Source organism: Lysinibacillus sp. CNPSo 3705 (genome assembly GCF_028674935.1).
Classification (GTDB): domain Bacteria; phylum Bacillota; class Bacilli; order Bacillales_A; family Planococcaceae; genus Lysinibacillus.
The window spans coordinates 1-24,066 of the sequence record NZ_JAQZSD010000037.1 but is presented as its reverse complement, the minus strand read 5'-3'; the positions used below and the strand labels follow the sequence as shown (position 1 = coordinate 24,066).

The 24,066-nt window shown below is 37.7% G+C and carries 20 protein-coding genes; 9 read left to right on the top strand and 11 right to left on the bottom strand.

Features of this window, described 5'->3' with window-relative positions:
• Positions 1-85 precede the first annotated feature (85 nt).
• Positions 86-2,140 (top strand): transglycosylase domain-containing protein, encoded by a 2,055-nt coding sequence (locus tag PVA17_RS15800; protein WP_132360272.1) that lies wholly within the window; start codon positions 86-88, stop codon positions 2,138-2,140.
• Positions 2,141-2,485: 345 nt separating this feature from the next.
• Here the strand turns inward: PVA17_RS15800 and PVA17_RS15795 are convergent, their stop codons facing one another.
• Positions 2,486-3,001: a YwhD family protein gene (locus PVA17_RS15795; protein ID WP_132360270.1), complete on the bottom strand. Its 516-nt coding sequence runs from the start codon at positions 2,999-3,001 to the stop codon at positions 2,486-2,488.
• Positions 3,002-3,165: 164 nt separating this feature from the next.
• Here PVA17_RS15795 and PVA17_RS15790 point away from each other — a divergent pair, with 164 nt between their 5' ends.
• The 3 genes from PVA17_RS15790 (at position 3,166) to PVA17_RS15780 (ending at position 5,424) form a co-directional block, all read left to right on the top strand.
• A complete protein-coding gene (locus tag PVA17_RS15790) occupies positions 3,166-3,351 on the top strand; it encodes a 2-hydroxymuconate tautomerase (RefSeq protein ID WP_274068221.1) in 186 nt (61 codons plus the stop codon).
• Between the two features lie 305 nt (positions 3,352-3,656).
• Complete coding sequence (locus PVA17_RS15785; RefSeq protein WP_132360266.1) at positions 3,657-4,325, top strand: class A sortase; 669 nt, start codon at positions 3,657-3,659, stop codon at positions 4,323-4,325.
• A gap of 235 nt (positions 4,326-4,560) precedes the next feature.
• Complete coding sequence (locus PVA17_RS15780; RefSeq protein ID WP_274068220.1) at positions 4,561-5,424, top strand: aminoglycoside phosphotransferase family protein; 864 nt, start codon at positions 4,561-4,563, stop codon at positions 5,422-5,424.
• A gap of 252 nt (positions 5,425-5,676) precedes the next feature.
• On the opposite strand, the gene PVA17_RS15775 is transcribed toward PVA17_RS15780, so the two are convergent.
• The 3 genes from PVA17_RS15775 to PVA17_RS15765 form a co-directional block, all read right to left on the bottom strand.
• Positions 5,677-10,893, bottom strand: coding sequence for a collagen binding domain-containing protein (locus tag PVA17_RS15775; protein WP_274068219.1), 5,217 nt, complete (start codon positions 10,891-10,893; stop codon positions 5,677-5,679).
• Positions 10,894-11,372: 479 nt separating this feature from the next.
• On the bottom strand, positions 11,373-12,746 hold the full coding sequence (locus PVA17_RS15770; RefSeq protein ID WP_483308028.1) for an HD domain-containing protein: 1,374 nt from the start codon (positions 12,744-12,746) through the stop codon (positions 11,373-11,375).
• 473 nt (positions 12,747-13,219) lie between these two features.
• A complete protein-coding gene (locus tag PVA17_RS15765) occupies positions 13,220-13,444 on the bottom strand; it encodes a YuzB family protein (RefSeq protein WP_049667962.1) in 225 nt (74 codons plus the stop codon).
• Between the two features lie 566 nt (positions 13,445-14,010).
• Between PVA17_RS15765 and PVA17_RS15760 the strand changes: the two genes are divergently transcribed.
• Positions 14,011-14,658: an RsfA family transcriptional regulator gene (locus PVA17_RS15760; protein WP_132360258.1), complete on the top strand. Its 648-nt coding sequence runs from the start codon at positions 14,011-14,013 to the stop codon at positions 14,656-14,658.
• A gap of 33 nt (positions 14,659-14,691) precedes the next feature.
• Here PVA17_RS15760 and lipL read toward each other — a convergent pair whose 3' ends face one another.
• The gene (gene lipL, locus PVA17_RS15755) at positions 14,692-15,528 is read right to left on the bottom strand and encodes an octanoyl-[GcvH]:protein N-octanoyltransferase (protein WP_274068217.1); all 837 of its coding nucleotides are present in this window, start codon (positions 15,526-15,528) and stop codon (positions 14,692-14,694) included.
• 157 nt (positions 15,529-15,685) lie between these two features.
• Between lipL and hemQ the strand changes: the two genes are divergently transcribed.
• On the top strand, positions 15,686-16,435 hold the full coding sequence (gene hemQ, locus PVA17_RS15750; RefSeq protein ID WP_132360254.1) for a hydrogen peroxide-dependent heme synthase: 750 nt from the start codon (positions 15,686-15,688) through the stop codon (positions 16,433-16,435).
• 161 nt (positions 16,436-16,596) lie between these two features.
• Here the strand turns inward: hemQ and PVA17_RS15745 are convergent, their stop codons facing one another.
• Entirely contained in the window at positions 16,597-16,779 is a 183-nt protein-coding gene (locus PVA17_RS15745) for a hypothetical protein (protein ID WP_132360252.1), read from the bottom strand.
• Between the two features lie 1,112 nt (positions 16,780-17,891).
• On the opposite strand from PVA17_RS15745, the gene PVA17_RS15740 reads away from it, so the two are divergent.
• On the top strand, positions 17,892-18,275 hold the full coding sequence (locus PVA17_RS15740; RefSeq protein WP_483308029.1) for a cell wall hydrolase: 384 nt from the start codon (positions 17,892-17,894) through the stop codon (positions 18,273-18,275).
• A 21-nt stretch (positions 18,276-18,296) separates the two neighbouring features.
• Positions 18,297-18,638: a spore coat protein GerQ gene (gene gerQ / locus PVA17_RS15735; RefSeq protein ID WP_132360250.1), complete on the top strand. Its 342-nt coding sequence runs from the start codon at positions 18,297-18,299 to the stop codon at positions 18,636-18,638.
• Positions 18,639-18,896: 258 nt separating this feature from the next.
• Here the strand turns inward: gerQ and PVA17_RS15730 are convergent, their stop codons facing one another.
• The 5 genes from PVA17_RS15730 to PVA17_RS15710 all read right to left on the bottom strand — a co-directional run bounded on the left by PVA17_RS15730 (position 18,897) and on the right by PVA17_RS15710 (position 22,199).
• Positions 18,897-20,075 carry a M20 family metallopeptidase gene (locus PVA17_RS15730; RefSeq protein WP_274068216.1) on the bottom strand — a complete coding sequence of 393 codons (1,179 nt, stop codon included), beginning with the start codon at positions 20,073-20,075 and terminating at the stop codon, positions 18,897-18,899.
• Positions 20,076-20,293: 218 nt separating this feature from the next.
• Positions 20,294-20,674, bottom strand: coding sequence for a DUF423 domain-containing protein (locus PVA17_RS15725; RefSeq protein WP_274068215.1), 381 nt, complete (start codon positions 20,672-20,674; stop codon positions 20,294-20,296).
• Between the two features lie 227 nt (positions 20,675-20,901).
• A complete protein-coding gene (locus PVA17_RS15720) occupies positions 20,902-21,168 on the bottom strand; it encodes a YwdI family protein (protein ID WP_132360244.1) in 267 nt (88 codons plus the stop codon).
• The gene (locus PVA17_RS15715) at positions 21,168-21,344 is read right to left on the bottom strand and encodes a uracil-DNA glycosylase (RefSeq protein ID WP_274068214.1); all 177 of its coding nucleotides are present in this window, start codon (positions 21,342-21,344) and stop codon (positions 21,168-21,170) included. The genes PVA17_RS15720 and PVA17_RS15715 overlap by 1 nt, the downstream gene beginning before the upstream one ends.
• 177 nt (positions 21,345-21,521) lie before the next feature.
• Positions 21,522-22,199 (bottom strand): uracil-DNA glycosylase, encoded by a 678-nt coding sequence (locus PVA17_RS15710; RefSeq protein ID WP_274068213.1) that lies wholly within the window; start codon positions 22,197-22,199, stop codon positions 21,522-21,524.
• 579 nt (positions 22,200-22,778) lie between these two features.
• Between PVA17_RS15710 and thiD the strand changes: the two genes are divergently transcribed.
• The gene (gene thiD, locus PVA17_RS15705; protein ID WP_274068212.1) at positions 22,779-23,609 is read left to right on the top strand and encodes a bifunctional hydroxymethylpyrimidine kinase/phosphomethylpyrimidine kinase; all 831 of its coding nucleotides are present in this window, start codon (positions 22,779-22,781) and stop codon (positions 23,607-23,609) included.
• Positions 23,610-24,066 lie beyond the last annotated feature (457 nt).

Here is a 24,066-nt window from a genome sequence, read left to right as displayed (position 1 = left end):
CAATAGTTTTTACCAATAATTTCGATTAAATACGAATGTTCAGACACATACTATACGCAAGTGTGAGAAAACGAGGTGAAGTCAGATGCAAAGAAAAAGCTATCAACGTAAACAAAAGCGTGTAAAGCGTACGCGTAAAGTACTTACCCTTTTTATCGCCTTTACATCTGCAATTGTAGTAGCATTTATAGCTTTACGCGTCTATGTTCAAGTGGCTGGTGCCCCACCTTTAACCGTACCTAAAGCGTCTATTTTCTTAGATGAAAATGAGAACCAAATCGGAGATCACTTTACGAATGAACGACGTTATTGGGTTGGGCGTGATGAGATGTCCCCCTATTTAGCAAAAGCGGTAGTCGCTGTTGAGGATAAAGATTATTATAAGCACAGCGGTTTTGATTTTTCTCGTATCGCTGGTGCAGTATTAGTGGATCTTAAGGCTGGAGGTAAAGTTCAAGGAGCAAGTACAATTACGCAACAATACGCTCGAAATCTATATCTTTCACATGAAAAATCATGGACACGAAAATTAAATGAAGCACTATATGCTTATAGATTAGAAGTTTTTTATGATAAGGATGAAATATTGGAAGGCTACTTAAATACTGTTTACTACGGACATGGTATGTACGGCGTAGAAGCGGCTAGTCGATTTTATTTCGGAAAATCAGCAAAAGATTTAACATTAGCAGAAGCTGCAATGTTAACAGGAATTCCAAAAGGTCCAAGTATATACTCTCCTATTGTCAATCTAGATAAAGCAACTAATCGCCAACACGTTATTTTAAAACTGATGGCTGATCAAGGTGCTATTACACAAGATGAAAAAACACGTGCAGAGAGTGAAAAGCTTGTCTTAAAGAATGATAGCTGGGTTGCAGCAAAATCTGTAGCACCATTTTTCCTAGATGTAGCATGGCAAGAGGCTAGTGAAATTTTGAAATCGAAAAATCTCGACATTAGTGAAGGTGGCTGGACTATCCAAACAACTCTTAATTTAGAACACCAAAAGGCAGCAGAGGGTGCTGTAGCCAAACATATGCCTAATGATGATCTTCAAACTGCTTTTGTTAGTATGAAATCCAAAACAGGCGCTGTTACAGCATTAGTTGGTGGTCGTGACTATGCTACAAGTTCATTTAACCGAGTTACACAGGCAAAACGTCAGCCAGGCTCAACCATTAAACCTATTTTATATGCAGCAGCTTTAGAGAATGGTTATACACCTTTAACCTATTTAGATGTAGGTGAGACAACTTTCACTTATGATCATGGACGTGCCACATATGCACCCAAAAATGTTAATGGCAAATTTGCAAACCATGATATGTCAATGGCCCAGGCTATCGCTATTTCAGATAATATTTACGCTGTGAAAACTTTAGAGGAAATTGGATTTAAAGCATTTCATAATATGGCTGATCGCTTCAACGTGAATATCGGTACTAAGGACAATTTATCCATCGCGCTTGGAACGACTGAAACAACATTATATGAAATGACGAATGCTTATAATATTTTAGCATCGCAAGGTAAAAAAACTACGCCTACTACTATTGTTTCTATTAAAAATGCGAATGGCGATATCATCTATGAAAATAAAGAAGCTGATAAAGAAGATGAGACTGTTCTATCAAAAGAAAATACGTATATCTTAACAGAAATGATGACGGGTATTTTCGATCCAGTCTTTAGTGATTATTCTCCGGCTACAGGGATTGGCATTCGCTCTCGCATGACGCATACGTATGCAGCCAAATCTGGCTCTACAAATAGCGATCAATGGTTAATTGGCTTTACACCTAGCTTAACTGCCGGCGTGTGGAACGGCTATGACCAAGGAAAAAATCTAACAGAAAGAGAAGATACTGCATCTACAAAGCAAATTTGGATCGACTTTATGGAGGCTGTCAATAAAGGAACAAAGAACGAAGATTTTGCAAAGCCTAAAGACGTTAAAGGTGCGGTCATCGATATTGAATCAGGTAAGTTAGCAACAGATGCCTGCCCAAAACAACGTCTCGTTTATATGGAGGCGAAAGATGTCCCAACTGAAAAATGTTCAAACTTCGATATTCTCGATACGAATACGTGGGGAAAATTCTGGAATATGCTTCCATTCTCTATCTTTAAAGATTAACATGCGGAACCTTTATCGAAGATAGACGTTTTAATTAACGAAGGCTCTCGACAAAGTACAGACATATACGAAAAAGAAAAGCTTTCTCTTCCCCGGAGCCGTGTCCGTGGGAACAGAAAGCTTTTCTTATTTATGGTTCGCGAAGTAGATGAGCATCATGGGGCATTTGGCTTGGGTTTGGGTTGTTCAAATGCCGCATAGCGCTCATCACATTCGCAGAACCAAGCGTCCTAGCTTACTAAAATGTAAGCTCTGCATCAAGTTTACTTTGTTTCAAATCCACTTTCAACCTTATATCGAAAGCGATCGCAAAATGTCACATATTGTTCAATCATTGTAGGTCTATTAAACAAATAAATCTTGACGCAATTGCTCCTCACTACGTGCCCACAAGTCCGGATTAAGTTCTTCTAAGAAAGAAGCTAACACCTTTTTAGATGGTGCGTCCATATGTTCAACAATAATATGACGCTTCATAGATTTATCCATTTTATTCACATGATCAGCTAAAATTTTATAGCCTCGACGTTTTTCGCGATTGACTACCATTTCACATGCAGTTACACCTGCATAGTAAGGTCCATCCACTTTATGGTCTATCGTCACCCAAACCAACCAATACGGTTTCCCACCTTCTGAATCAGCACGATCTGTCGTAAATTTAATACCTCGTTCCACATCACTGCGAGCATGCATAGCACCAATTTCAACTGATGCCGTCCCCTCTTCTATATCGATAATGACTGGCGATACGTTTTCAAGCGAAAGCGAACCGATACCAAATCCCTTATGTCCGTCTGTTGGGTCATTTTTAATAATAGTAAAGCCCATTTTTTGTTTTGCTTTTTCTTCATTTGCCATACTTTAACTACCTCCGTTCTGCTATTATAAAAGTAAAGCATAGTTAAGCGCATTAGCACCGTAATGAACACACACTGGCATTGCGCATATGCCTAAATACAAGTAAGAAGTTTATACTTTCTTATAAACACTATACAACATTATTCAATAAAGGAGGCAATATTATGCCATACGTAACAGTGAAAATGCTTGAAGGTCGTACAGAAGAACAAAAACGCGCACTAGTAAAAGAAGTAACAGAAGCCGTTTCTCGTACAGTTAATGCGCCACCAGAAAATGTAACAATCTTCATCGAAGAAATGTCTAAAAACCATTACGGTGTTGCAGGCGTGCGCTTAAGCGATAAATAAAGAGTAACACGGGTAGAGCATATAAAGCTCTACCCATTTTAACGTATTGTTGCCTTATAGTGCCTTGCAACGTTTGGAAAGCTATAATTGCCTTGTTAGCCTCGTTTTTCGGTTTTAGCGGCTTAACTCCGCCTTTTAGCAGCGATTTTTTCGATTTTAGCGGCGGAACTTCACCTTTTACCGGCGATTCTCCCTGTTTTACCGGCGGAACTTCACCTTTTACCGGCGATTCTCCCTGTTTTACCGGCGGAGTCAGACCTTCAATCGGTAACTCGTAATTTCAATATTAGGATGTGATCTTTGAAATGAATAAATTTAAATTATCACTACTCATTTGTATGCTCATCATTGGCCTCTTACTTATTTTTATTAATCCCATTCAAAATGCAATTATCGCCCATTTAAGTAAACAACTAAATACAACTGATTACAGTGTAGACGATATTGAAAAAAACAAAAACGCGGATGTCGATTTTGAATTTGAAGCGGTGCAATCTCTATCCATTGCTGAAGTTTTAAAAGCTCAAACAACCGCAAAGAAAATGCCTGTTATTGGTAGTATCGCTGTTCCTAGTGTTGGTATGAAACTCCCTATCGTCAAAGGAGTTGGTAATGCCTCTCTTGCCGTTGGAGCAGGCACTATGAAGCCTAATCAAAAACTCGGTCAAGGAAACTACGCATTAGCAGGTCATTACTTTGAGGAAAAAGATATTTTATTTGGCCCCTTATACAAGGCAAACATCGGAGATACGATTTATTTAACGGATTTAACAAATATTTATGAGTACAAAATAACAATCAAGGAAATTATCGCTGCTACAGATGTTTATGTTATTAATGACATCCCCGATAAAACTATTTTAACCCTCGTGACATGCGCTGATAGAGGCACGAAACGACTTGCTGTACAAGCAGATTTTGTCGAGCAATATCCATTCGACCAAGCACCTGCAAAACTATCAGAAACTTTTTAGTATAAAAAACATTAATACGAGTTATTTTTAAGCTAAACTAATTTCTGCATTAGTTTAGCTTTTATTTGTGATTAATATTATATTTAGGAATATTTGTTAAAATTAATTAAATTGGGTGTAAAATCGCACCTTATTTAACAAACGGCTGGTTTGTTGAAGGAAGGTTGTAATGTAGATATTGTTACAAAACAAGAGTATTTCTATGGTAGGATTTTATTAAAAAGGGGAAAATTAAATGTTAAATCGTGTCATTCAACAGTTTGGATTGCAGGTAATTTCAATTAATGAGGTTGAAGACTCCTTTAGTTCAACAGTTTATAAATGTACTTTGTCTAATAGTGAAAATGTTTTTTTGAAAATTCCTTTTTCAAAATTGAAGTATCAGCGAGAGTTAGAAGCTTATGAAATCTTAAAAGGAAGAGTTTCCATTCCTGTAATGTTAGATCATTGGTCTGGTGATGCGGAGTGTGCTGGAGCTTTTTTATTATCTGAATTAAAAGGAAAACCGTTAACATCTAAGGCTACACCAACAGTTGCGTACCAAGTCGGGGTTCTTCATGCTGAAATGCATTCTACTCGTCCTCCTGCAAATAAAGTGTTAACGGGTATAAAAAATGAATTTACGAACTGGTCAAATTTTGTTGAACACCAATTTTATAGTTTTGCTGAGGATGTAAAGGACATTTTGGATGAACAATTATTTAAAAAATCCATGGAAAAATTTGAAAAGATGAAACAACAGCTCCCGTCTCCAGATGGACCAAGCTTTGTACATATGGATTTTCGTCCAGCAAATATAATTGTTGATAATGACAAAGTTTCAGGAATAATAGATTTTGAAAGCGTAAGATTTGGTTCAACAGAAATCGATTTTACCAAACTGTATCGAGATTTTTTAAGTGTTGATGTTAACTTGTTTAATGCATATCAAGAAGGCTATAACAGTATCAAGCCATTAATTGACTTAGAAAATGTATTACCTTTCTATCGATTTACTGATGCATTCAATAGTATTGGATGGTGTAAACGACGAGGAATTGAAAAAAATGCGTTATTTCTAGAAGATAATTTAGCGAGATTAAAAAAATGGTTACTATAAAATATTGGTGATTTTCTCTGTTTGTGATGGAAGAAAAGGTTAGCTAACTTTAAATACTAATAATTGATATTTACTCGTTATTCCTTTTGGACAATAATCATACCAATACAATCCTTTAATAAATTATACAAAAATAAAAAAGCACATTACTAAACTTTTCGTTTTTAGTAACGTGCTTTTTATTGAATGTGTAACATTTTATGAAAGTGTTACCAAATTTGACTCCAAGTACAATTACCTGTACGTTGAAAATTATTTTACTTCTGTATTGCGACGACGCAATAAGAATAATGCACCTAGAACGAGAGCCACACCAATTAGTGTAAGAGCTGTTTGGTTTGCTCCATTTGTTTGTGGCAGTTTACCTTGCGCCTTTAACTGCGCTTCCATTTCTTTAGCATCTGCTTTGATTTTGTCAATATCAAGTGATTTTGCTACTTCTTCCTGTTCCTCTTTAGATAACTTGTTGTATTTATCGAGGAAATCCTTATATGCATCTAAAGTGTCTTTATTTGCTGTAGAAGGATTGTATGGTTTTAAGTCTTTCCCTTGGTCAATGACTTCTTGTACAGATGGTTTTCCAGGTTTTGTTGTTTCAGGTTTTCCAGGATTTGTTGGATTTTTCGAATCTGTTGTTGGGTTACCTGGATTTTCTGGATCAACCGGTTTCTCCGGTTCTGGTTTTGGTTTGTTTGGATCAATCGGCTTCTCTGGTTCTGGAGCTGGCTTGTTTGGGTCAACTGGTTTCTCTGGTTCTGGTTTTGGTTTGTTTGGATCAACCGGCTTCTCTGGTTCTGGTTTTGGCTTGTTTGGATCAACTGGCTTCTCCGGTTCTGGTTTTGGTCCAGGTCCTGGATCAGGGTTTGGACCCGGTCCTGGGCCTGGATCAGGGTTTGGACCCGGTCCTGGGCCTGGATCAGGGTTTGGTTTTACTAATGCAGAACATGTATCTTTTACAGTAAATGAGCCAATTAAACTACTTCCTTCATATACATAGTACGTGCCTTGTTTAATAGCTTCGTTTGGCAATACAACCGTTCCAGTAATACTTGTTGTTAGAACTTCACTGTTGTCTAAACCTTTAACGATATTTCCATTAGTATCTTTTACCGTGATCTTTGCATTCGCATTAGGCATTCCATACTTAGTTTGTACAGTCAATGTAAACTCAGGACATGCAGGTGCTGCTGATATTTCTGCATTACATCTTTCTGAATATTTAACTGTTATTTGACCAATGAACAGATCACCTTGATATACACGATACTTACCAGAAGGAATTTCTTTAGGCTCAATAGTAATTTGCCCTAATTCATTTGTCGTTTGGTTTGTAGCAATAATTGCGCCTGTTTCATCTTTGATTGTGATATTGCTAACATTCGGACGTGGTTTATTATTTTCATCCTTCACTGTTAATGTGAATAGTTCACATTTTGGTGCTGGTTGAATTGATTTTTCACATTCGATATTTGTTTGGAAGGTACCAATTTTTTCACCACCAACTTCAACTGTGTAAGTACCTGGGTCTAAATCCCGTAATACAATAACACCTGTCTTAGTTGTTGTATTAATAATTTCTTTACCGGCAGCATCTTTAACAACGATTTTTGTAGTATTATCCGTAATTTTATTACCATCAACATCTTTTACAGTTAATTTGAACTCTTCGCATTTTGGTAATTGTTTAATGATAAATTCATGCCCACAATCTTTTGTATACGTTAAATTTACTGTTCCTAAGAATTGTTTACCTTCGTACACCAGATACTCGCCTGGCTTTACACCATTAGTAGGATTATTTTTGTTTGATTCAAAAATAAACTTGCCTGATGCGTCTGTTGATGCCTTTACTTCTGTAGTACCTGATTTTAATGTTAACTCTTTAATATTTGTACGGATATTTCCGTCTATATCTTCAACCACGATTGTGAAGTTTTCACACTTAGGTGCTGGTTGAATTACATTTTCATCCTTACAATTATCATCGTATTTCACTGTAATGTTACCTAGCTTATTTCCATTTGAATCATAAACATCGTATTGACCAGCTTTAACTTGGTCTGGAGTAAAAGTAACTTTACCGTTTTCAACGGGATGATTTTCGGATATACCCGTCGCTTCACTTACTAATGTCACTGTTCCATTAACTAATTTACCGTCAATATCGTATACTGTTAATCCAAAATTTTTACATGCTAAACCACTTAATGGTTTGTTTTCAATTTCAATCACTTGGAAACCAGCATACTTACCTGATGTTTCGATTTCTTTTTCATCAAGTTCAAACTCTTTTGTTAATGGTTCATAGCCTGGCTGTGTTTCTTCAATTACTTTATATTTCTTACCGGCAGTACTTGGTGCTAATTTTAAGCCATAGTTTAAATAGCCATCTGCATTTGTTGTTTTTGACGCTAACACGGTGTTACCTGTGTATGGTCCTAGTAAGTCAAACTTAACGTTTTCCATTGGTAAACCTGTTGCTGCATCTGTTTTGATAATGACGAATGGTACTTTACCAACTTTACCACCACCATCATAAGTGAAGTTGTTTTTATTAAATACATCCTGACCATGATCACCATCTGTACTAGTATAAGCAACATCTACTGTGTTGTTTATACTCTCACCTGATGCTCCCATAAATACTGTTGAGTACGTAACGTAATATGCTTTATCACCATTAGGTAATTTTAATGTAAACGTACCTTTTTCAATATCAACGTTAAAATTAGCATCTGATAAACTAATTTCTTTACCACGAGTCGGTGTTGGGTTAGTTCCTGTAAAATTCATTTCATATACTTTAAATGAATCTTTTAAAATCAATTGGTTTGGATTACCTTCGCTGTCTTTATCTACAGTGTCAGTAATAACGATGTTATTTAATTGTGACTGTGCATAGTTAAACTTAAAACTCCAGTTAACTTGCGGAGAATTACCTACTTGTTTGCCTGTTTTATCTAAGATGTTCTTAGTATGAGAAACCGATACATCTTTCTCCCATTCTGCGTTAGGCTTAGTACTTGTATTTTCATACAATGCTGCTTTATTACTAATTGTAATGTCTGAACCATGTGGGAATACACCATCAGCATCTTTTGATGTATACGTCACCTTATAAGGTCCTTTAATCGATCCTAATTCGAGCACGATTTCATTTTTGTTAGGTGATGTATTAGTGTAATTTTTTGATGAGACTGCTTCAAATTGTCCTGCTGCATTTAATTGACCTTCAGTTACTGTAATACTAGTCACTTCTTGAGATGGATCTAATGTATCTTTAAATATTGCATTCTCAAATGTATTATAGTTAAAGTTTAGCTCAACATCCCAATGGAATGTTTTCGTTTCATAGTTATAATACCCATCTTTTTTACCATTTGCTTTTTGTTCTTCTTTAACCTTTTGCGTTGCTGAATCAGACGACTCTGATGTAAATATACCAGTGTCTTTCAATTTCACAGTATTCGTGTAGGTACGATCATTTGTACCAATATCTTTAATTTCATAATCTGTTGTATAGTTAATTTCAATTACACCATTAACTGGCTGTTCTAATTTAAGAATAAATCCTTTTTCTTTACCGTCAACTTCTGTTTTATCTAAAGTAAAGTCTTTAAACTCCTTACCATCAACTGTGACTGTTAAACTACCATCTTTTAATTTTAGTAATGAATCACCATACGTATCTTCAAATATTGTCCCAGCTTTCAACGCATATTTCGCTTGGTTCGCCACAATCTTCCACGAGATTGTTTTATTTTGGTAGTCAACCCCAAGAGCAGATTTGTCTAATACTAGTTCATTCTTTTTATAATGAGAATAGGCGATACTTTCCAAGCCATCCTCACGAGTAACTGTATTTTTCACTTTAATTTCTGTTGTCGGATATACACCATCGGCAGGCTTAGTTTTGTATTTAATAACGTATGCTCCAGTTACATCGTCATTAAACGACAATTCGAAACCATTTGTTCTATTATGAGTTAAGTTATATTTTTCTTTAGCAACAGGTGTGCCATTCTCTTCATAAACGTCTACATTTCCGACTAAAATTTGTGTCTCATCCCATGTATCAGATAATATTGCCTGTTTTGCTGGAATATTACGCTTATTAAAGTTGTATTTAATGTTCCATTCCGTTGTTAAATCAGCAATATTAGGACCTGAACTTGACTTTTCTAAAGGTGTACCAAATTCAACATTTACATAAATTGGTTTTGTTGATGTCCCATTGTAAGTAGCAACGTTACCAAAGTTTGCATTTTCAACATTACCCGGATCGCCAACTTTTGTTTTATAAGTAATACGGTAACCTGTATGTTCCTTATTAGGTAAGTCAATTGTCATTGTATTATCGTTAATAGTTGTCGGTGGTGCTGGTGTTAATTCTTTACCTACTGTTATAGCTCCCGTTGGAGAAATACTTAATTCTGTTACAGTTGGAATGCCTTCGAAGCTATGTTGATTAATTAATGTGTCAGTAAATGTAGTATTACCAGTATTACTATTCACATCTAAGTTCGTATTAACATCTACTGTCCAAGTAATAAATTCACTATTTTTACCATCACGGTCTGCTTTACCTGATTTAGAAACTACTTGACCGCTATTTGCTGGTTGAAAATTCAATTCAATCGTCTGGTATCCTGGCACTTCAATATTCTGTAACCAACCATCACCTACAGATTGAAGTTCACCTTTAATAGTGAAATAAACATCTTCTACTATTGTACCCGCATTAGCTTCATCACGAATTTTATCCGTGAATGTAAGAGTAGCAGTTTGCCCTGAAACAACTACGTTACCAATTAAAGCACCTTGATAATATAAAGGTGTGTCTCCACTTAGACCTGCAAATTGACTCGGCAATGTATAAGTTAAAGTAGAACCTTCACTATACTGGTGACCTGGGGCTAAACCTAAATCCACTCTAAATTCTACAAAATCTCCAACTTTTCCTTGTGCCGATGTTCCAGAAACTTCTGCCCCATTAATTTTTAAAGTGATTTTCTCTTTAAAGTGAATATCTTCTCTATCAACAGGTAAACCAGGTGTTATTTGTTCATTCGGTGGCTGTGGTGATTCACCCTCTACTGGTTTGATAGCATCGTCCCCTTCGCCCTTAAGGTCATCTTCACTTGGATTTTTATCCTCTGTACTTGGATCTTTATCTACTGTACTTGGACTTTCATCTACTGTACTTGGATCTTTATCTACTGTACTCGGATTTTTATCATCCTCACTTGGATTTTTATCTTCTGTGCCACCTTCTCCATTTGTGCTACTAGTAATATCACTAGATTCTTTACCATCTTTTCCGATTTCTTGGTTATGATCTTGTTGCTCAGACTCTAATGGTGTTGAAGAGGTGTCTTCAATCGCAAACACTGATATCGGTGATAGCACTGTTTGGAATACGAGTAGCAATAAGATTATTGCTATGTTTAGTTTTTTAAATTTCCTCATGTTTCTCTCCTTTTCTAAGTTCAGAGGGATACCTGTTGGTGTTTGCTGACGACGGTCATCCTTTCTACATGTTGTAATTGGATGCTGCAAACATCGGTTGATCTCTCTTTCCTCCTATTCAGTTGTCGTCATACATTCCATTAAGTACTCGGAGTAGGTATTCATGATGACTTATGTATATTCGATGTACGATTAGAATGTATACATAGTACTTTTGTGACACCTTCAACAATAGGCCTCACCCCCTTTAGGGTTTTTGGCTCATTATAAAAGATAATACTAAACAATTTCTAAACAATCACGGACTTTTTATTTAAAAGATTCTATATTTTTTCCACTTTTTTCATCTTTATACACAACAAAAAAACAGTGAAAGTAACTCATTTAGAGTACATTCACTGTTTTTCACTATTTGTATGTTGGAATACTATTTAATTTGATTATTTTATATACATATTTTTATACATAAAAAAAATTTTTTATTTTTTCCCTTTTCCTTGAAGGATGGCTAATATTTGCTTCTTAATATCGGAATGGGCACTGTTGTCTTCTAAAAAATCTAGTGGAAAATAGACTTTATGATCTCGCTTCATGCGGCCAGAAATGGAATCAACAATAATAGATTCACGCGATAGCTCTCGTAGCTCTCCATTTTTCATTTCTAAGAAAATGGGAACACGCACTTCTTCCTCTCCAGGTCGATAAAAGTCATAAGGTAGGTCTGCCGTCGTATCATGGACAAGATAATATTCTGGATTTAAATCAGCTTGCTTGAAGAGTTCTTGGAGTTTTTGATATTTATCCAATTCAACACCTGGGTCTAAATCGATGTACTGAAATAACTTTCGATTAACAAAACGGCGGCTTAAATCACGTAATATAGCATCTTCCTCTTGCATCCAAAGCTGAAAATATGTAAAAAGAATACTTTCATCTAATGCAAGATAGTCTTCAAGCGTAATTGAGTTACGGAAAAACGCTAAAAAGTGTGTAGGCTCGTGCTTAAATTTATAGCCTGCCAAGCTTAGCTCTTTAGCGCGTTTTAAAATATTATTTAAAACAACCTCTGCGCTGCGAGATACTGGGTGGAAATAAATTTGTAAGTACATTTGATAGCGGCTCATTATATAATCCTCTACCGCATGCATGCCCGTCATCTTAATAACGACTTGATTTTTTCGCGGACGCATCACTCTTAAAATTCGTTCCATATCAAAATGACCATAGCTTACGCCAGTGAAATAAGCATCACGCTGTAAGTAATCCATACGATCTGCATCTATTTGGCTTGATATTAAACTGACAACCTGCTTATTCGGATAGGTTTTTTCAATTACCTGTGATACTTTCTCTGGAAAATCAGCTGATACTTTTTTCAATACTGCATTCACTTCTGTATCGCCGAGTAAAATTTGCCTTGTATAAAATTCGTGATCAAGCTCAAAGACATTTTCAAAAGCGTGCGAGAATGGTCCATGCCCTAAATCGTGTAATAGGGCTGCACAAAGCACAAGCAATCGTTCATCCTCATCCCATTCAGGACGACCTGCAAATATATCATCTACTATGCGGCGTACAATTTCGTAAACGCCAAGCGAGTGACTAAAACGGCTATGCTCCGCTCCATGGAACACTAAAAACGTTGTACCAAGCTGGCGAATTCGTCGTAATCGCTGAAATTCTTTCGTACCAACTAGATCCCAAATCGCTTGATCCCGTACATGCACATAGCGATGCACTGGATCCTTGAATACTTTTTCCTCTTGTAATTTAGCTTTTGCATAATGTGTCAATTGTACAGCACCCCCGTTTCCTATTTGTTCTATTATATGCGAAAAATATAGGACTAGCATACATATTTACTTTTAATTATAGAGACTATCAACCTAACTTGCTGTATTCTCGTCTTAATTTAAGATTCAATTGACCTAATTTCTAAGCGATGGAGCGAGAGAAAAGCTTCCCATCCCCCGCTTTATACGCTCTACCCGTCGCTCTGGCTCTTCTTTCCGTTACTCCGGAGGTTCTATCCGTCGCTCTGGCTCTTCTTTCCGTCACCCGAAGGTTCTATCCATCGCTCCTTCTTTCCGTCACTCCGAAGGTTCTATCCGTCGCTCTGGCTCTTCTTTCCGTCACTACGATGGCCTTCCGTCGCTCTGGCTCTTCTTTCCGTCACTACGAAGGATCTATCCGTCGCTCTGGCTCTTCTTTCCGTCACTACGATGGCCTTCCGTCGCTCTGACTCTTCCATTCGTCGATATTAAAAATCCCCAAAAAAACAAAAACTATCTTCAACTAGACTAGTGAAGATAGCGTTTTGTTTTACTTATTTTTTTAACTTTGCTAAAACCTTTTCCATTAGTTCTTCTTCCGTTAATGCGGCAACAGGACGGCTATTTACAAAGGTAAATGTTTTTTTACGTCCTGGGCCACAATAAGAATGACAGCCAATTTCGATGGTTGCATCAGGATCGATTTCCTTTAATTTTGGAATTAACGTTTTTAAGTTAACGGCCTGACATTCATCGCAAACTTTAAATTCGTTTGCCATTTTGTCAACAACCCTTTCTATATAGTATTTTTTTAACTTCTTTCAGCAGATGTCTTGGTAGCGACAGGTACAGGTGTCTTGGTAGCGAAAGCGCAGCGGCAGCTACAGATGTCTTTTGACCGAAAGCGCAGCGACTTGTACAGGTGTTTTCGCTACGTAAGTGAAACGGCAGTTACAAATGTCTTTTGTAGCAAAAGCAATGCGTCCAGCTACAGAAGTCTCCTATTCTATAGGTGGTGAGATAAATACGGTTTTAGATCCCTTTTTTAGTGGGTGTCCAAACATCCGCTAAAAGATAAAGCCTCCGGCGGATATCACGGAATCTGAATGGGACTCTTTGTGCAAGCACAAAGCCGATTCTAGATTCAAAAATTCGTTTCTATTGAACGTATGGCTTCACATAGTTAAGTATGTAGCATACGTACAAACCTACATCGGGTATTGTATCGCATTTTTCCCCTTGTATTCAAGCATAATAATTCTTCCACATAGATGAATAAAAGGTTAAAAGATTGGTCATGCTAATTGTAAATAAAAGTTCCAAATAAAGGTGGGAGGATTTTAATATGAGTAAAGTAAGACAAGATGCTTGGTTAGAAGAAAACGATGAATTATTAGCTGAGGCGGTAATTCGCCATGTGACAGAAGGTAGTACACAATTAAATGCCTTTGAGGAAGCTGGTGATGCTTTAAATCGTACAGCTGCTGCATGTGGTTTTCGTTGGAATGCTGTTGTTCGTAAAGAATACGAGGAACAATTATCACAAGCAAAAAAAGAAAGAAAAGAAAGAATGCGAGTGTTGGGAGCTCCAGCAAGACGCCGTGCTTCTAGTATGTTTACAGTTAATAGTAGTGGTGCAGAGGGTAAATCAATTCCTCTTTCTGCATTAAATCTTGATATTGTCATAGCTTATTTATTACGTTTACAGCACTCTGGTGAAATAGGTAATGAGTCTACAAAATGGAGACAACTAGTACACGTAACATCTGAGAAAAATAAAAAACTAGAAAAAACCATAACACAGCTAGAAGAAGAAAATAGAGCTATTCGAAAAGATTACGAGCAATTTGTACAAATTATGAACCGAGCTCGACGACTAGTAACACTAGATGAAGAGGAAGAACGAATTGCACCTGTTTTTAAAATGGAGAAAAACGGAAATCTTGTTGTAAGTAGTCCTTATGCACAAGAAAACGGCGATGCGCTTAATTAGCAGCATCGCTTTTTTCTTTGAAATGATTTTTGATTAAAGTTTCGGTTCTAGCATTTTCTTATTCCGCTCTAAAACACGTTGTAAATAAAACGCATATTGCGTTAATTCTTCATCATGAAAAGATTCAGCCCGAATTTCTTCTGCCATATTGTGAAGAAGCTGCTGTAAACGAATAACAACGGCTTCCACTGTTAATGATGCATCAATAAGTTCAGATAATGACGCCATCACTTCAGGGACGATGTTAGGATACGTAAATTTTGTTTCCTCACCTTTTAGACTTTTCTCATAAAAGTCACGAATGAGTGCTGCTCGTTCAGAACCGCTTCCTTCAATACATAAATAAATTTGCACTGCTACTCCTTGACGTAAACGTCTCTGAGAAATACCAGCAAATTTCTTCCCTGCAATACTTAAGTCATAAGAACCTGGACAATAGGAGCCTACAATTTCATAGGCTTCAATTTGATCCGATACTTCAGGGAACAAACCTTTTACTAGAGCTACCATGACATCATAGCCATCATTAATGCTTAGTGCTTCCGTTTGTTCAGATAAAACAATAGAAATATTCAGTACACCTTCATCAAGCACAACTGCTAATCCGCCTGAATTGCGTACAATAGGATCATAGCCACGTTCTTTGAGCAAGTCCATCCCCTGCTGCACATATGGTAAACGGTGATCCTGAATACCAAGCACAACCGATGCATCATGTACCCATGTACGAATAGTTGGTGGAGAAGCTAATTGACCTACTAACTGACATAAAGTATCGTCTGTTGCAAAGGATTCAAGTGGCGATCTTTGCTTCGCGCTAATGGATTGATCGTAAAAACGCCAAATCGGCTGTTGTAAAATACTTTTCATGATTGGAACTCCTCTATCTACATCTATTCTCTTTAGAATACATTATCTATCGAAGGTGTCAAATTCGTGAAATGCAATCATGGACTTAGGGAATCTGTACAAACTATGATAAACTAAAATTTGAAAGATATTCACTTATAAAGGAGTGTTCTTAATAATGAATGAAGCAGCAATTACTTTAGATGGTTGGTACGCTTTACATGATTTCCGCTCAATTGACTGGGCTTCATGGAAACTAGTTTCTGCTGAGGAACGCCAAGCAGCAGTAGAGGAATTCATTGCATATTTAGAAAAATTAAACGAAGCTGATATCGCTAAAACAGGTGCTCATGCATTTTATGCAATCGTTGGTCAAAAAGCTGACTTTATGATTATGACATTACGTGAAACAATGGATGAGCTACAAGAGCTTGAAGCTGAATTCAATAAATTAGCGATTGCTGATTTTACAATTCCTACATATTCGTATGTATCTGTTGTAGAGCTTTCTAACTATTTAGCAGGTGAGTCAGACGAAGATCCTTACCAAAATCCACACGTGCGTGCTCGTCTATATCCTGAACTTCCACGTGCTAAGCATGTATGCTTCTATCCTATGGATAAACGTCGTCAAGGCAATGACAACTGGTATATGCTTTCAATGGATGAACGCAAATCTCTAATGCGTTCTCACGGTATGATTGGTCGTGGCTATGCTGGTAAAGTTAAACAAATCATTACTGGTTCTGTTGGCTTTGATGATCACGAATGGGGCGTAACACTATTTGCAGATGACGTACTACAATTCAAAAAATTAGTATATGAAATGCGTTTTGATGAAGTTTCAGCTCGCTATGGTGAGTTTGGTGCATTCTTCGTTGGTAACCTTCTTGATAACGAGAAACTTGTGAAATTCTTAACTGTCTAAATTGCTTTTAAATATCATCGCCTTGGCGTCATTGCGTCAGGGTGCTTGATCATCATTCAGTAGATGTTTGGAAATGGATTCATCTCACTGACTTCATAAGGTGGGAGTCTTCAGCTGAATATAGAAAAAAATGAGAGTCCATAGTCGTGGACTCTCATTTTTTAATATTCACGTTCTTCGTTATTCTCTGATTCCAATATTAAAATAATTGTATGAATAAAAAAGCCCGTTAGAATCATAAGAAAAACTAAATACCAATTATATGGTTGATGATAGTATTCTGCTATACCAACTGCCATGAATGCACTTATGATAATTGCTACAAACGTACCAAAATTATGCATTATAACACTCCTTCATAAAAGCAAAAAATAATTTTCCATTTTAGTATGTCACAGTTTATTTTTAATATACTTACAAAACATTAGATTTCATCTACTTAATCAAAAAAATAAAAAAGTGCCACCAACCGCGATGACACTTTCTTATTTTAAAGACCTTTCATCGTTAACTTTCAAAATTAGTATAATCGTATGGATAAAAAATCCTACTACAATCATTAATATTAAGAGATACCAATGGAGTGGCTGTCCGTAAAAACTCCCTACTAAAAATGCCCGCACAGCACTCAACAAAATGCCTACCCAAACACCAATCTCCATACCCTATCACCTCACATGTATTCAATACACATGCAATTTCCTATCCCATGTTCCCATTCTATCTCTATTTATAAAATTTTGGCTCATCACCATAACGTGGGGTTGATTTCCGTTCCTGGCTAGGCGGTTTCCTTGGGACATCGGAAGAAAAAGTGTTTTCTATGTGAAAGTGTACAAGGCGTTACCACAGGACTGATGCTTTTTGCCTTCGTTCCCCTACTCGTTTACGCTTCGGGGTCTTATCTGTGACGCTGTTTCCCAAGGACCTCATCTTCACTCCAATCAACTTATATAGCTTACGTTTGGTGTTGAATATCTACTTTTACAGACTACTCGTATTACTAATATATGCGTAGCATTTTTAAATTGTGAATTTCTTTCAATTTTAATTACGTCCTGAATCAGATTTGCACTTAGGCTTACAGATGTTTTTTCGGGAAAGCGTGGCGTCAGCAGCAGGATGCAGGTCAATTAGCCGTTATCGCATAAATGCGCCCCTTTCCGATTACGTGACATCCACCCCTAGCAGGTACAGGCGTTAGGACATCCACTGCCCCGCATTCATCTTACGCCTATAGAGATAGGAGACTTCTGTACCTGTCGCTTCGCTTTCGGTCAAAAAACATCTGTAGCTGACGCTTCGCTTTCGCTACCAAGACACCTGTACCTGTCGCTACCAAAACACTTACTGAAAAAAGTTAAAATTAAACATGTCTACAATACCATCATGCATATACTGTCTGCGAGGAGGAGTAAAAATCGCCGTTATAAAGACGAATGATGCACAAACAGCCATGCTAGCAAGGCTTATGCGCTCTGAGGCAGAAGGTGAAGGAAATTTAGGTATGCTGATGGTCGGCAATGTTGGCGTCAATCGTGTACGAGCCGATTGTTTAGATTTTACGGATGTTCGTACAATTGAACAAATGGTTTTTCAGCGTCCTGGAGGCTTTGAAGCGACACAAAAAGGCTACTTTTATCAACGCGCACGTGATCAAGACATTCGATTAGCGAAGAGAGTTATTCAAGGCGAAAGATTCCATCCAGCGACTCGTTCTCTATGGTTTTTCAGACCTGAGGGAGATTGTCCAGCACAATGGTATGGTCAGTGGAATACGGGGAGATTCAAAGCACATTGCTTCTTCTCGCCAACCGAAGAAGATTGTCCTCAAATCTAAAAGAAAGAAGGTTGATAACTTATGATGCCTTATTATTGGACACCGACAACGCAACAACAAATGCCTCCACAGGTAATGCCTCCACAGACGACTGGAGCACGACCAACTGGACGGGAGCAATCGTATATTGAAAATATTTTCCGATTAAATCGCGGAAAGCCTGGAACTTTCCATTTTTCCTTCGAGCATGCGGTTGAGCAAGGAAAAAACACAAAAACTGTGCGAGGCGTTGTAGAAGCAGCCGGTCGAGACCATGTTATTTTACGTGAACTCAAATCGAATCATCGTTTCCTTTTCCCAATGATTTATTTTGATTTCGCTGAATATGATGAAGAAATGGCTTATTTTAACCAAAATCCATAAGAAAAAGCTATTCAAAAATTCATATTTTCTTAATGGTAAAATCCATCTCCTCTATAGGCTAATCGGCTTGCTCCTTCGCTCTGTTTTACTTAAGCTTCGTCGCATTGCAAATTTCGTTAGACTCCTCATTGAGTCTCGTATCCTTGCATGCGTCGCAAATGTGTTAGTAGTATGAAACGAGGAATCTGTGTGGATATTGCCATTAGATCAAAAGAATTGGCATGTTAGGATATCTCCTAGCATGCCAATTTTTATTTACTATTGATTTTCTTGTAAAAACTGCAATGTTGCTTTTCCTAATGTTTTAGCAGCAATCAACATTGCACGTTCATCAAAGTCAAAGCGTGCATGATGGTGAGGATATGCTACTTCCCACTCTGGCTTTTTAGCACCTGTGAAGAAAAATGTTCCTGGTACATTCTCTAAATAATACGCAAAGTCCTCACCAATCATAAACGGTGGACACGTAATAATATTTTCTACTCCTGGTATATCTGCTGCAAGTTGTGCAATACATTCTGTTTCTTTCACATGGTTATACACCGGTGGATAGCCTCTTGTATAACGATAGTCATAGCTTGCACCGAATGCCAAACAAGTGGCATGTAAAATTGCCTCAAGTTCTTGCTCCATTTGTTTACGTACCTGCTCTTCAAAAGTGCGGACTGTTCCAGCTAATACTACTCGTTCGGCAATAACATTGAAAGGATTAATCGCCTCCAAATGACCAATCGTTAAGACAGCTGACTTTAATGGATCAATACGTCGAGATATAATCTGCTGTGCATTGACTACAAACTGTGACGCAAGAGTAACTGCATCAATAGAATGATGAGGCTCCGCACCGTGACCACCTTTGCCATGAATTGTAATTTCCACTTTATCCGCAGCAGCCATAATCGCCCCGTCTCTCACCAATATATCTCCAAACGGTGTTGGTGCCCATAAATGTGTACCGAAAATAACATCTACCCCGTCTAGACAGCCATCTTCAATCATAGGCTTTGCTCCACCTGGCGCCATCTCTTCTGCATGCTGATGAATAAATACTACATTGCCCGCAATATCATCCTTTATTGCATGAAGTGCTTTAGCAAGCCCTAGTAATGTTGCAGTATGACCATCATGTCCACATGCATGCATTTTACCATCCACTTTTGATTTATAAGGGACGTCATTTTCCTCCTGAATTGCCAGTGCATCAAAATCAGCGCGTAATGCCACTGTTTTACCTGGCTTCCCTCCACGTAAAGTAGCAACAACACCACGTTCACCTACGTGCTCACGAACCTCATGTCCTAATGCTCGATGAAAAGCAGCTACATAGGCTGGAGTTTCCACTTCCTCAAAGGATAATTCCGGGTATTCATGTAAATGACGACGAATCGCTACCATTTCATCATAGTTATGATCTAGTAAAGTAAAAAGCTTCTCCATATCACAAAACCTCACTCCCTATTTGTCGAACTTATTTGATAATTATAGTGTACTATAAATCCTTACAAAAACAATAGGAATTAAAACTAACCATTGTATTGTAATTATATTGTTCATTACGAAGGAAAATTCTCTTAACCCATTACTAGTTTCCAACAAAAAAACCCCTTCACACATAGTGCAAAGGAGTAACTTTGGAAAAATATTATATTCAATTTTCAACGCGCATGTTTAAGGGCAGCAACTATAATTAGAACCCAGCCTGTTAAAAATAGAACACCACCGATTGGCGTGATGGCACCTAGAACTTTAATGCCGCTAATTGCCAGTACATATAAGCTTCCTGAAAAGAAGACAATACCTAGGTTAAAAAAGATTCCAGCTAAATTTAACTGCTTTACTTGACCTAGTAGTTTCGAGCTCATCAATATGCCAATCACCAGTATAGCCGTGGCATGAAACATTTGGTACTGAACAGCAGTTTCCCAAATTCCGCGACTATAATCGTCTAGAACCTCTTTTAAAGCATGTGCACCGAATGCACCCAATGCCACTGCTAAAAAGCCGTGGAGTGCACCTGTTACGATAAACTTTTTCATGTCATTATCCCTACCTTTAATCAATTTCGCCTTGGCTAATTGCCGCTGTCGCTTTCGCGCAGATAAACAATGGTCCCGATTTTGAAATGTGTTGCACAATTTATTCCTATCAAAATCCACCGGGGGCTTTATCTTCATTCAGTAGGCTTTAGGACACCTACTGAAAAGGAACCACATCCGCATTCATCTAGCCACCTTTTAAGTGGCGTCTTCACTGAAGAAGATCATTAAAAGTCAAAAATTGAATCACCATTTGCTCCGTCTTCTTCTTCAATTTTTGCAGTATATAAGCTTGTTTGCTTCGGTTCTGACACTAGCATTTGTGGTAGATGTTTTGACTGGGCTTTAGAAATATCGTCAGATGAGTCTAATACCACATCACATAATGCTCGGATTGCCGTTAAGGCTTCACGAATTTGCTGTTCGTCTCCAGCATTTTTAACACCAGATAATTGTTTTTCAAGTTGTTGAATAACGGCTTGATAAGGAATCATTACATTCTCCCACTTTCTGCTTTTGGCACAAATTTCAAACAGTCTGTGCCAGAGGATTGTTTAACGACAACAGATGGTATTTGCTTCGTTTTAAAGCCATAAGCTGCACATGCCCGTGGAGTTTTTGGGTCCCACGTTACTTTAAAATATTGACATTTGAAACAATTTACCTTCATCGTTGTTCCTCACTTTCTTCTATTATTAACTGTAACATGAAACGATAAGTGATGTGCATTCAATTTCGCCTTGTCTAATTGTAGCTGTTGCTTCGCTTTCGCTACAGGAAACATTTGTAGCTGTTGCTTCGCTTTCGTTAAAAAAATTATTGAATGAAGATAGCGATCTATGCCAATCTATGCTAGATTCCAATCAATTGGCTGCTCTCCCCATTCCACTAACTGTGCATTAATCTTCGAATATGGTTTACTACCGAAAAAACCTCGATAAGCACTTAATGGACTTGGATGAGGTGCTTCTAAAATTAAATGCGCTGTTGAGTATTTACGAATTAATTGTTTTTTACGTTGTGCTGGTTTACCCCAAAGCACGAAAATAATTGGTTTATCTCTTGATGCTAATTTATCGATTACAGCATCGGTAAATCGCTCCCATCCTTGTTCTTTATGAGAATTCGCTTGACCTGCTCGAACAGTTAATACAGTATTCAATAACATTACTCCCTGCTGCGCCCATTTTGTTAATGTTCCATTTTGAGGGATTGGATAGCCAAGGTCATCTTGTAATTCTTGTAGCATATTTCGTAGGCTTGGTGGATGTTTGATTCCCGGCATGACCGAAAAGCTTAATCCATGTGCTTGGTTTGGTCCATGATACGGATCCTGACCTAAAATTACGACCTTTACATCTTGATAGGCCGTCGTATTAAATGCGTTCATTATGTCATTTATCGGTGGATAAATTGTTTGTGTTGAATATTCATGATCTACAAATTGTTGTAACTTTGTGTAATATGTCTTTTCTATTTCTTCTGCAAGTATTGCTTGCCAATCATTCGGGAATACTTGTTTCATTGTAATATAAGCCCCTCTCTCTTCTTACAACGGTACAAAAAAATAATGTTGAATTCAAGTATCCAATTCAATTATGCCTTGGCATAATTGCGTCCGAATCGGCTTTACGCTTAGGCCTGCAAATGTTTTTTATGCGAAAGCGCTGTACTAACGTAGCGGCAGCGACAAATGCTTTTTGTGCGAAAGCGTAGTGCTAACGTAGCGGCAACAACAATTGTTTTTTATGCAAAAGCGCTGTACTAACGAGCGGCTGCAACTGTTTTTTTTTGCGAAAGCGCAGTGCTAAAGTAGCGGCAGCGATATAGGTCAGTTAGCCGTTATTGCACGGATCGATGGTTTTAGGCTAACATCCTTAACGCCTTTCCGATTCTGTGAATCCGGTGGAGGCTTTAACTTCCTTCAGATGAAAAGTGAGAAAAACCACATTCATCACAGCGTCTATAGAAATAGAAGACTTCTACTGAAAGAAGTTAAACTGACCTTCTAAAAATATCTAACTCTGACTATTTTTACAGCATCAGAATAAGACTATACTAGATGGTAATTTTAAAACTTTTATCTATAAAGGAGATATTCCACATGGCTCTTAAAAAAACTTTAACAATTGCTGGTTCAGATACATCAGGTGGCGCAGGTATGCAAGCCGATCTTAAAACATTTCAGGAGCACGGCACATATGGCATGGTGGCATTAACAGTTGTCGTAACAATGAATCCAAACGGTTGGACTCATAACGTAACACCATTACCAACAGAGCTTTTACAAAAACAAATCGATACTGCTCTTTCAACAGGCATTGACGCTATAAAAACTGGTATGCTGTCAACGGAAGAGATTATTCGTATCGCAGGTGATGCTATCGCAAAATCTGGTACTGCAAACGTAGTCATTGACCCTGTAATGGTATGTAAAGGTGAAGATGAAGTATTAAACCCTGGTAATACAGATGCAATGATTCAACATCTTTTACCATTAGCTGCAGTTACAACACCTAACCTATTTGAGGCTGGCCAATTAGCTGGCACTGGGACACCAAAAACAATCGAAGAAATGAAAATAGCCGCTCGTAAAATTCACGACCTTGGTGCTAAAGCCGTTGTGATAAAAGGCGGAAAAGCGTTAGCTACTGAAAAAGCAACTGACTTATTCTTCGACGGTACAAAATTCTACTTATTAGAATCTGAAAAAGTAGCTTCAACTTATAACCATGGGGCTGGCTGTACATTTGCTGCTTCCGTAACAGCAAACCTTGCAAACGGTCTTTCAGTACAAGAAGCTGTAATTGAAGCAAAAGAATTCGTTTCAGCTGCAATCGCTCACGGTTGGGCATTAAATGACTATGTAGGGCCAGTTATGCACGGTGCAAAATCCCGTTTTGGCGCACCACAAGTAACAGTAACAGAAATCTAACTTTTTTCAGCAAATGTCTTTTGACCGAAAGCGTAGCGACAGGTACAGATGTCTTGGTAGCGAAAGCGAAGCGTCAGCTACAAGTGTCTTTTGACCGAAAGCGTAGTGACAGGTACAAGTGTTTTGGTAGCGAAAGCGTAGTGTCATCTAGATGTTTTTTGACTGAAAGCAAAGCGACAGACACCCCACCCTATAGATATTAGAGACGTTCACTTTTCAGTGGGTGCCCAATTATCTGCTATTAAAGAAATTAAAGCCTCTTGCGGATGTCATGGGACGGAAAGGAGTTCTTTGCAAGCACTAAGCTGATTCCGAGCTCAATGATGCCGAGGCATAATAACTAAAAGGCATCTGATTAGTAAAATGTACCCTATAGGATAGACACTTTAAAAAGGTCATCTTATAGGGTCTTTTTGTTTTTAAGTTTATAATAAGAAAAACAACTATCGGAGCGTAC

Bases quoted from the DNA above. Each gene is read 5' to 3' on its own strand.
- PVA17_RS15720 (WP_132360244.1), bottom strand. From the start codon at position 21,168: ATGATTCCTTATCAAGCCGTTATTCAACAACTTGAAAAACAATTATCT.
- PVA17_RS15785 (WP_132360266.1), top strand. From the start codon at position 3,657: ATGAATAAATTTAAATTATCACTACTCATTTGTATGCTCATCATTGGC.
- PVA17_RS15725 (WP_274068215.1), bottom strand. From the start codon at position 20,674: ATGAAAAAGTTTATCGTAACAGGTGCACTCCACGGCTTTTTAGCAGTG.
- PVA17_RS15715 (WP_274068214.1), bottom strand. From the start codon at position 21,344: ATGAAGGTAAATTGTTTCAAATGTCAATATTTTAAAGTAACGTGGGAC.
- PVA17_RS15765 (WP_049667962.1), bottom strand. From the start codon at position 13,444: ATGGCAAACGAATTTAAAGTTTGCGATGAATGTCAGGCCGTTAACTTA.
- PVA17_RS15710 (WP_274068213.1), bottom strand. From the start codon at position 22,199: ATGAAACAAGTATTCCCGAATGATTGGCAAGCAATACTTGCAGAAGAA.
- gerQ (WP_132360250.1), top strand. From the start codon at position 18,297: ATGATGCCTTATTATTGGACACCGACAACGCAACAACAAATGCCTCCA.
- hemQ (WP_132360254.1), top strand. From the start codon at position 15,686: ATGAATGAAGCAGCAATTACTTTAGATGGTTGGTACGCTTTACATGAT.
- lipL (WP_274068217.1), bottom strand. From the start codon at position 15,528: ATGAAAAGTATTTTACAACAGCCGATTTGGCGTTTTTACGATCAATCC.
- PVA17_RS15795 (WP_132360270.1), bottom strand. From the start codon at position 3,001: ATGGCAAATGAAGAAAAAGCAAAACAAAAAATGGGCTTTACTATTATT.
- PVA17_RS15760 (WP_132360258.1), top strand. From the start codon at position 14,011: ATGAGTAAAGTAAGACAAGATGCTTGGTTAGAAGAAAACGATGAATTA.
- PVA17_RS15780 (WP_274068220.1), top strand. From the start codon at position 4,561: ATGTTAAATCGTGTCATTCAACAGTTTGGATTGCAGGTAATTTCAATT.
- thiD (WP_274068212.1), top strand. From the start codon at position 22,779: ATGGCTCTTAAAAAAACTTTAACAATTGCTGGTTCAGATACATCAGGT.
- PVA17_RS15730 (WP_274068216.1), bottom strand. From the start codon at position 20,075: ATGGAGAAGCTTTTTACTTTACTAGATCATAACTATGATGAAATGGTA.
- PVA17_RS15800 (WP_132360272.1), top strand. From the start codon at position 86: ATGCAAAGAAAAAGCTATCAACGTAAACAAAAGCGTGTAAAGCGTACG.
- PVA17_RS15740 (WP_483308029.1), top strand. From the start codon at position 17,892: ATGCTAGCAAGGCTTATGCGCTCTGAGGCAGAAGGTGAAGGAAATTTA.
- PVA17_RS15775 (WP_274068219.1), bottom strand. From the start codon at position 10,893: ATGAGGAAATTTAAAAAACTAAACATAGCAATAATCTTATTGCTACTC.
- PVA17_RS15745 (WP_132360252.1), bottom strand. From the start codon at position 16,779: ATGCATAATTTTGGTACGTTTGTAGCAATTATCATAAGTGCATTCATG.
- PVA17_RS15770 (WP_483308028.1), bottom strand. From the start codon at position 12,746: ATGCTAGTCCTATATTTTTCGCATATAATAGAACAAATAGGAAACGGG.
- PVA17_RS15790 (WP_274068221.1), top strand. From the start codon at position 3,166: ATGCCATACGTAACAGTGAAAATGCTTGAAGGTCGTACAGAAGAACAA.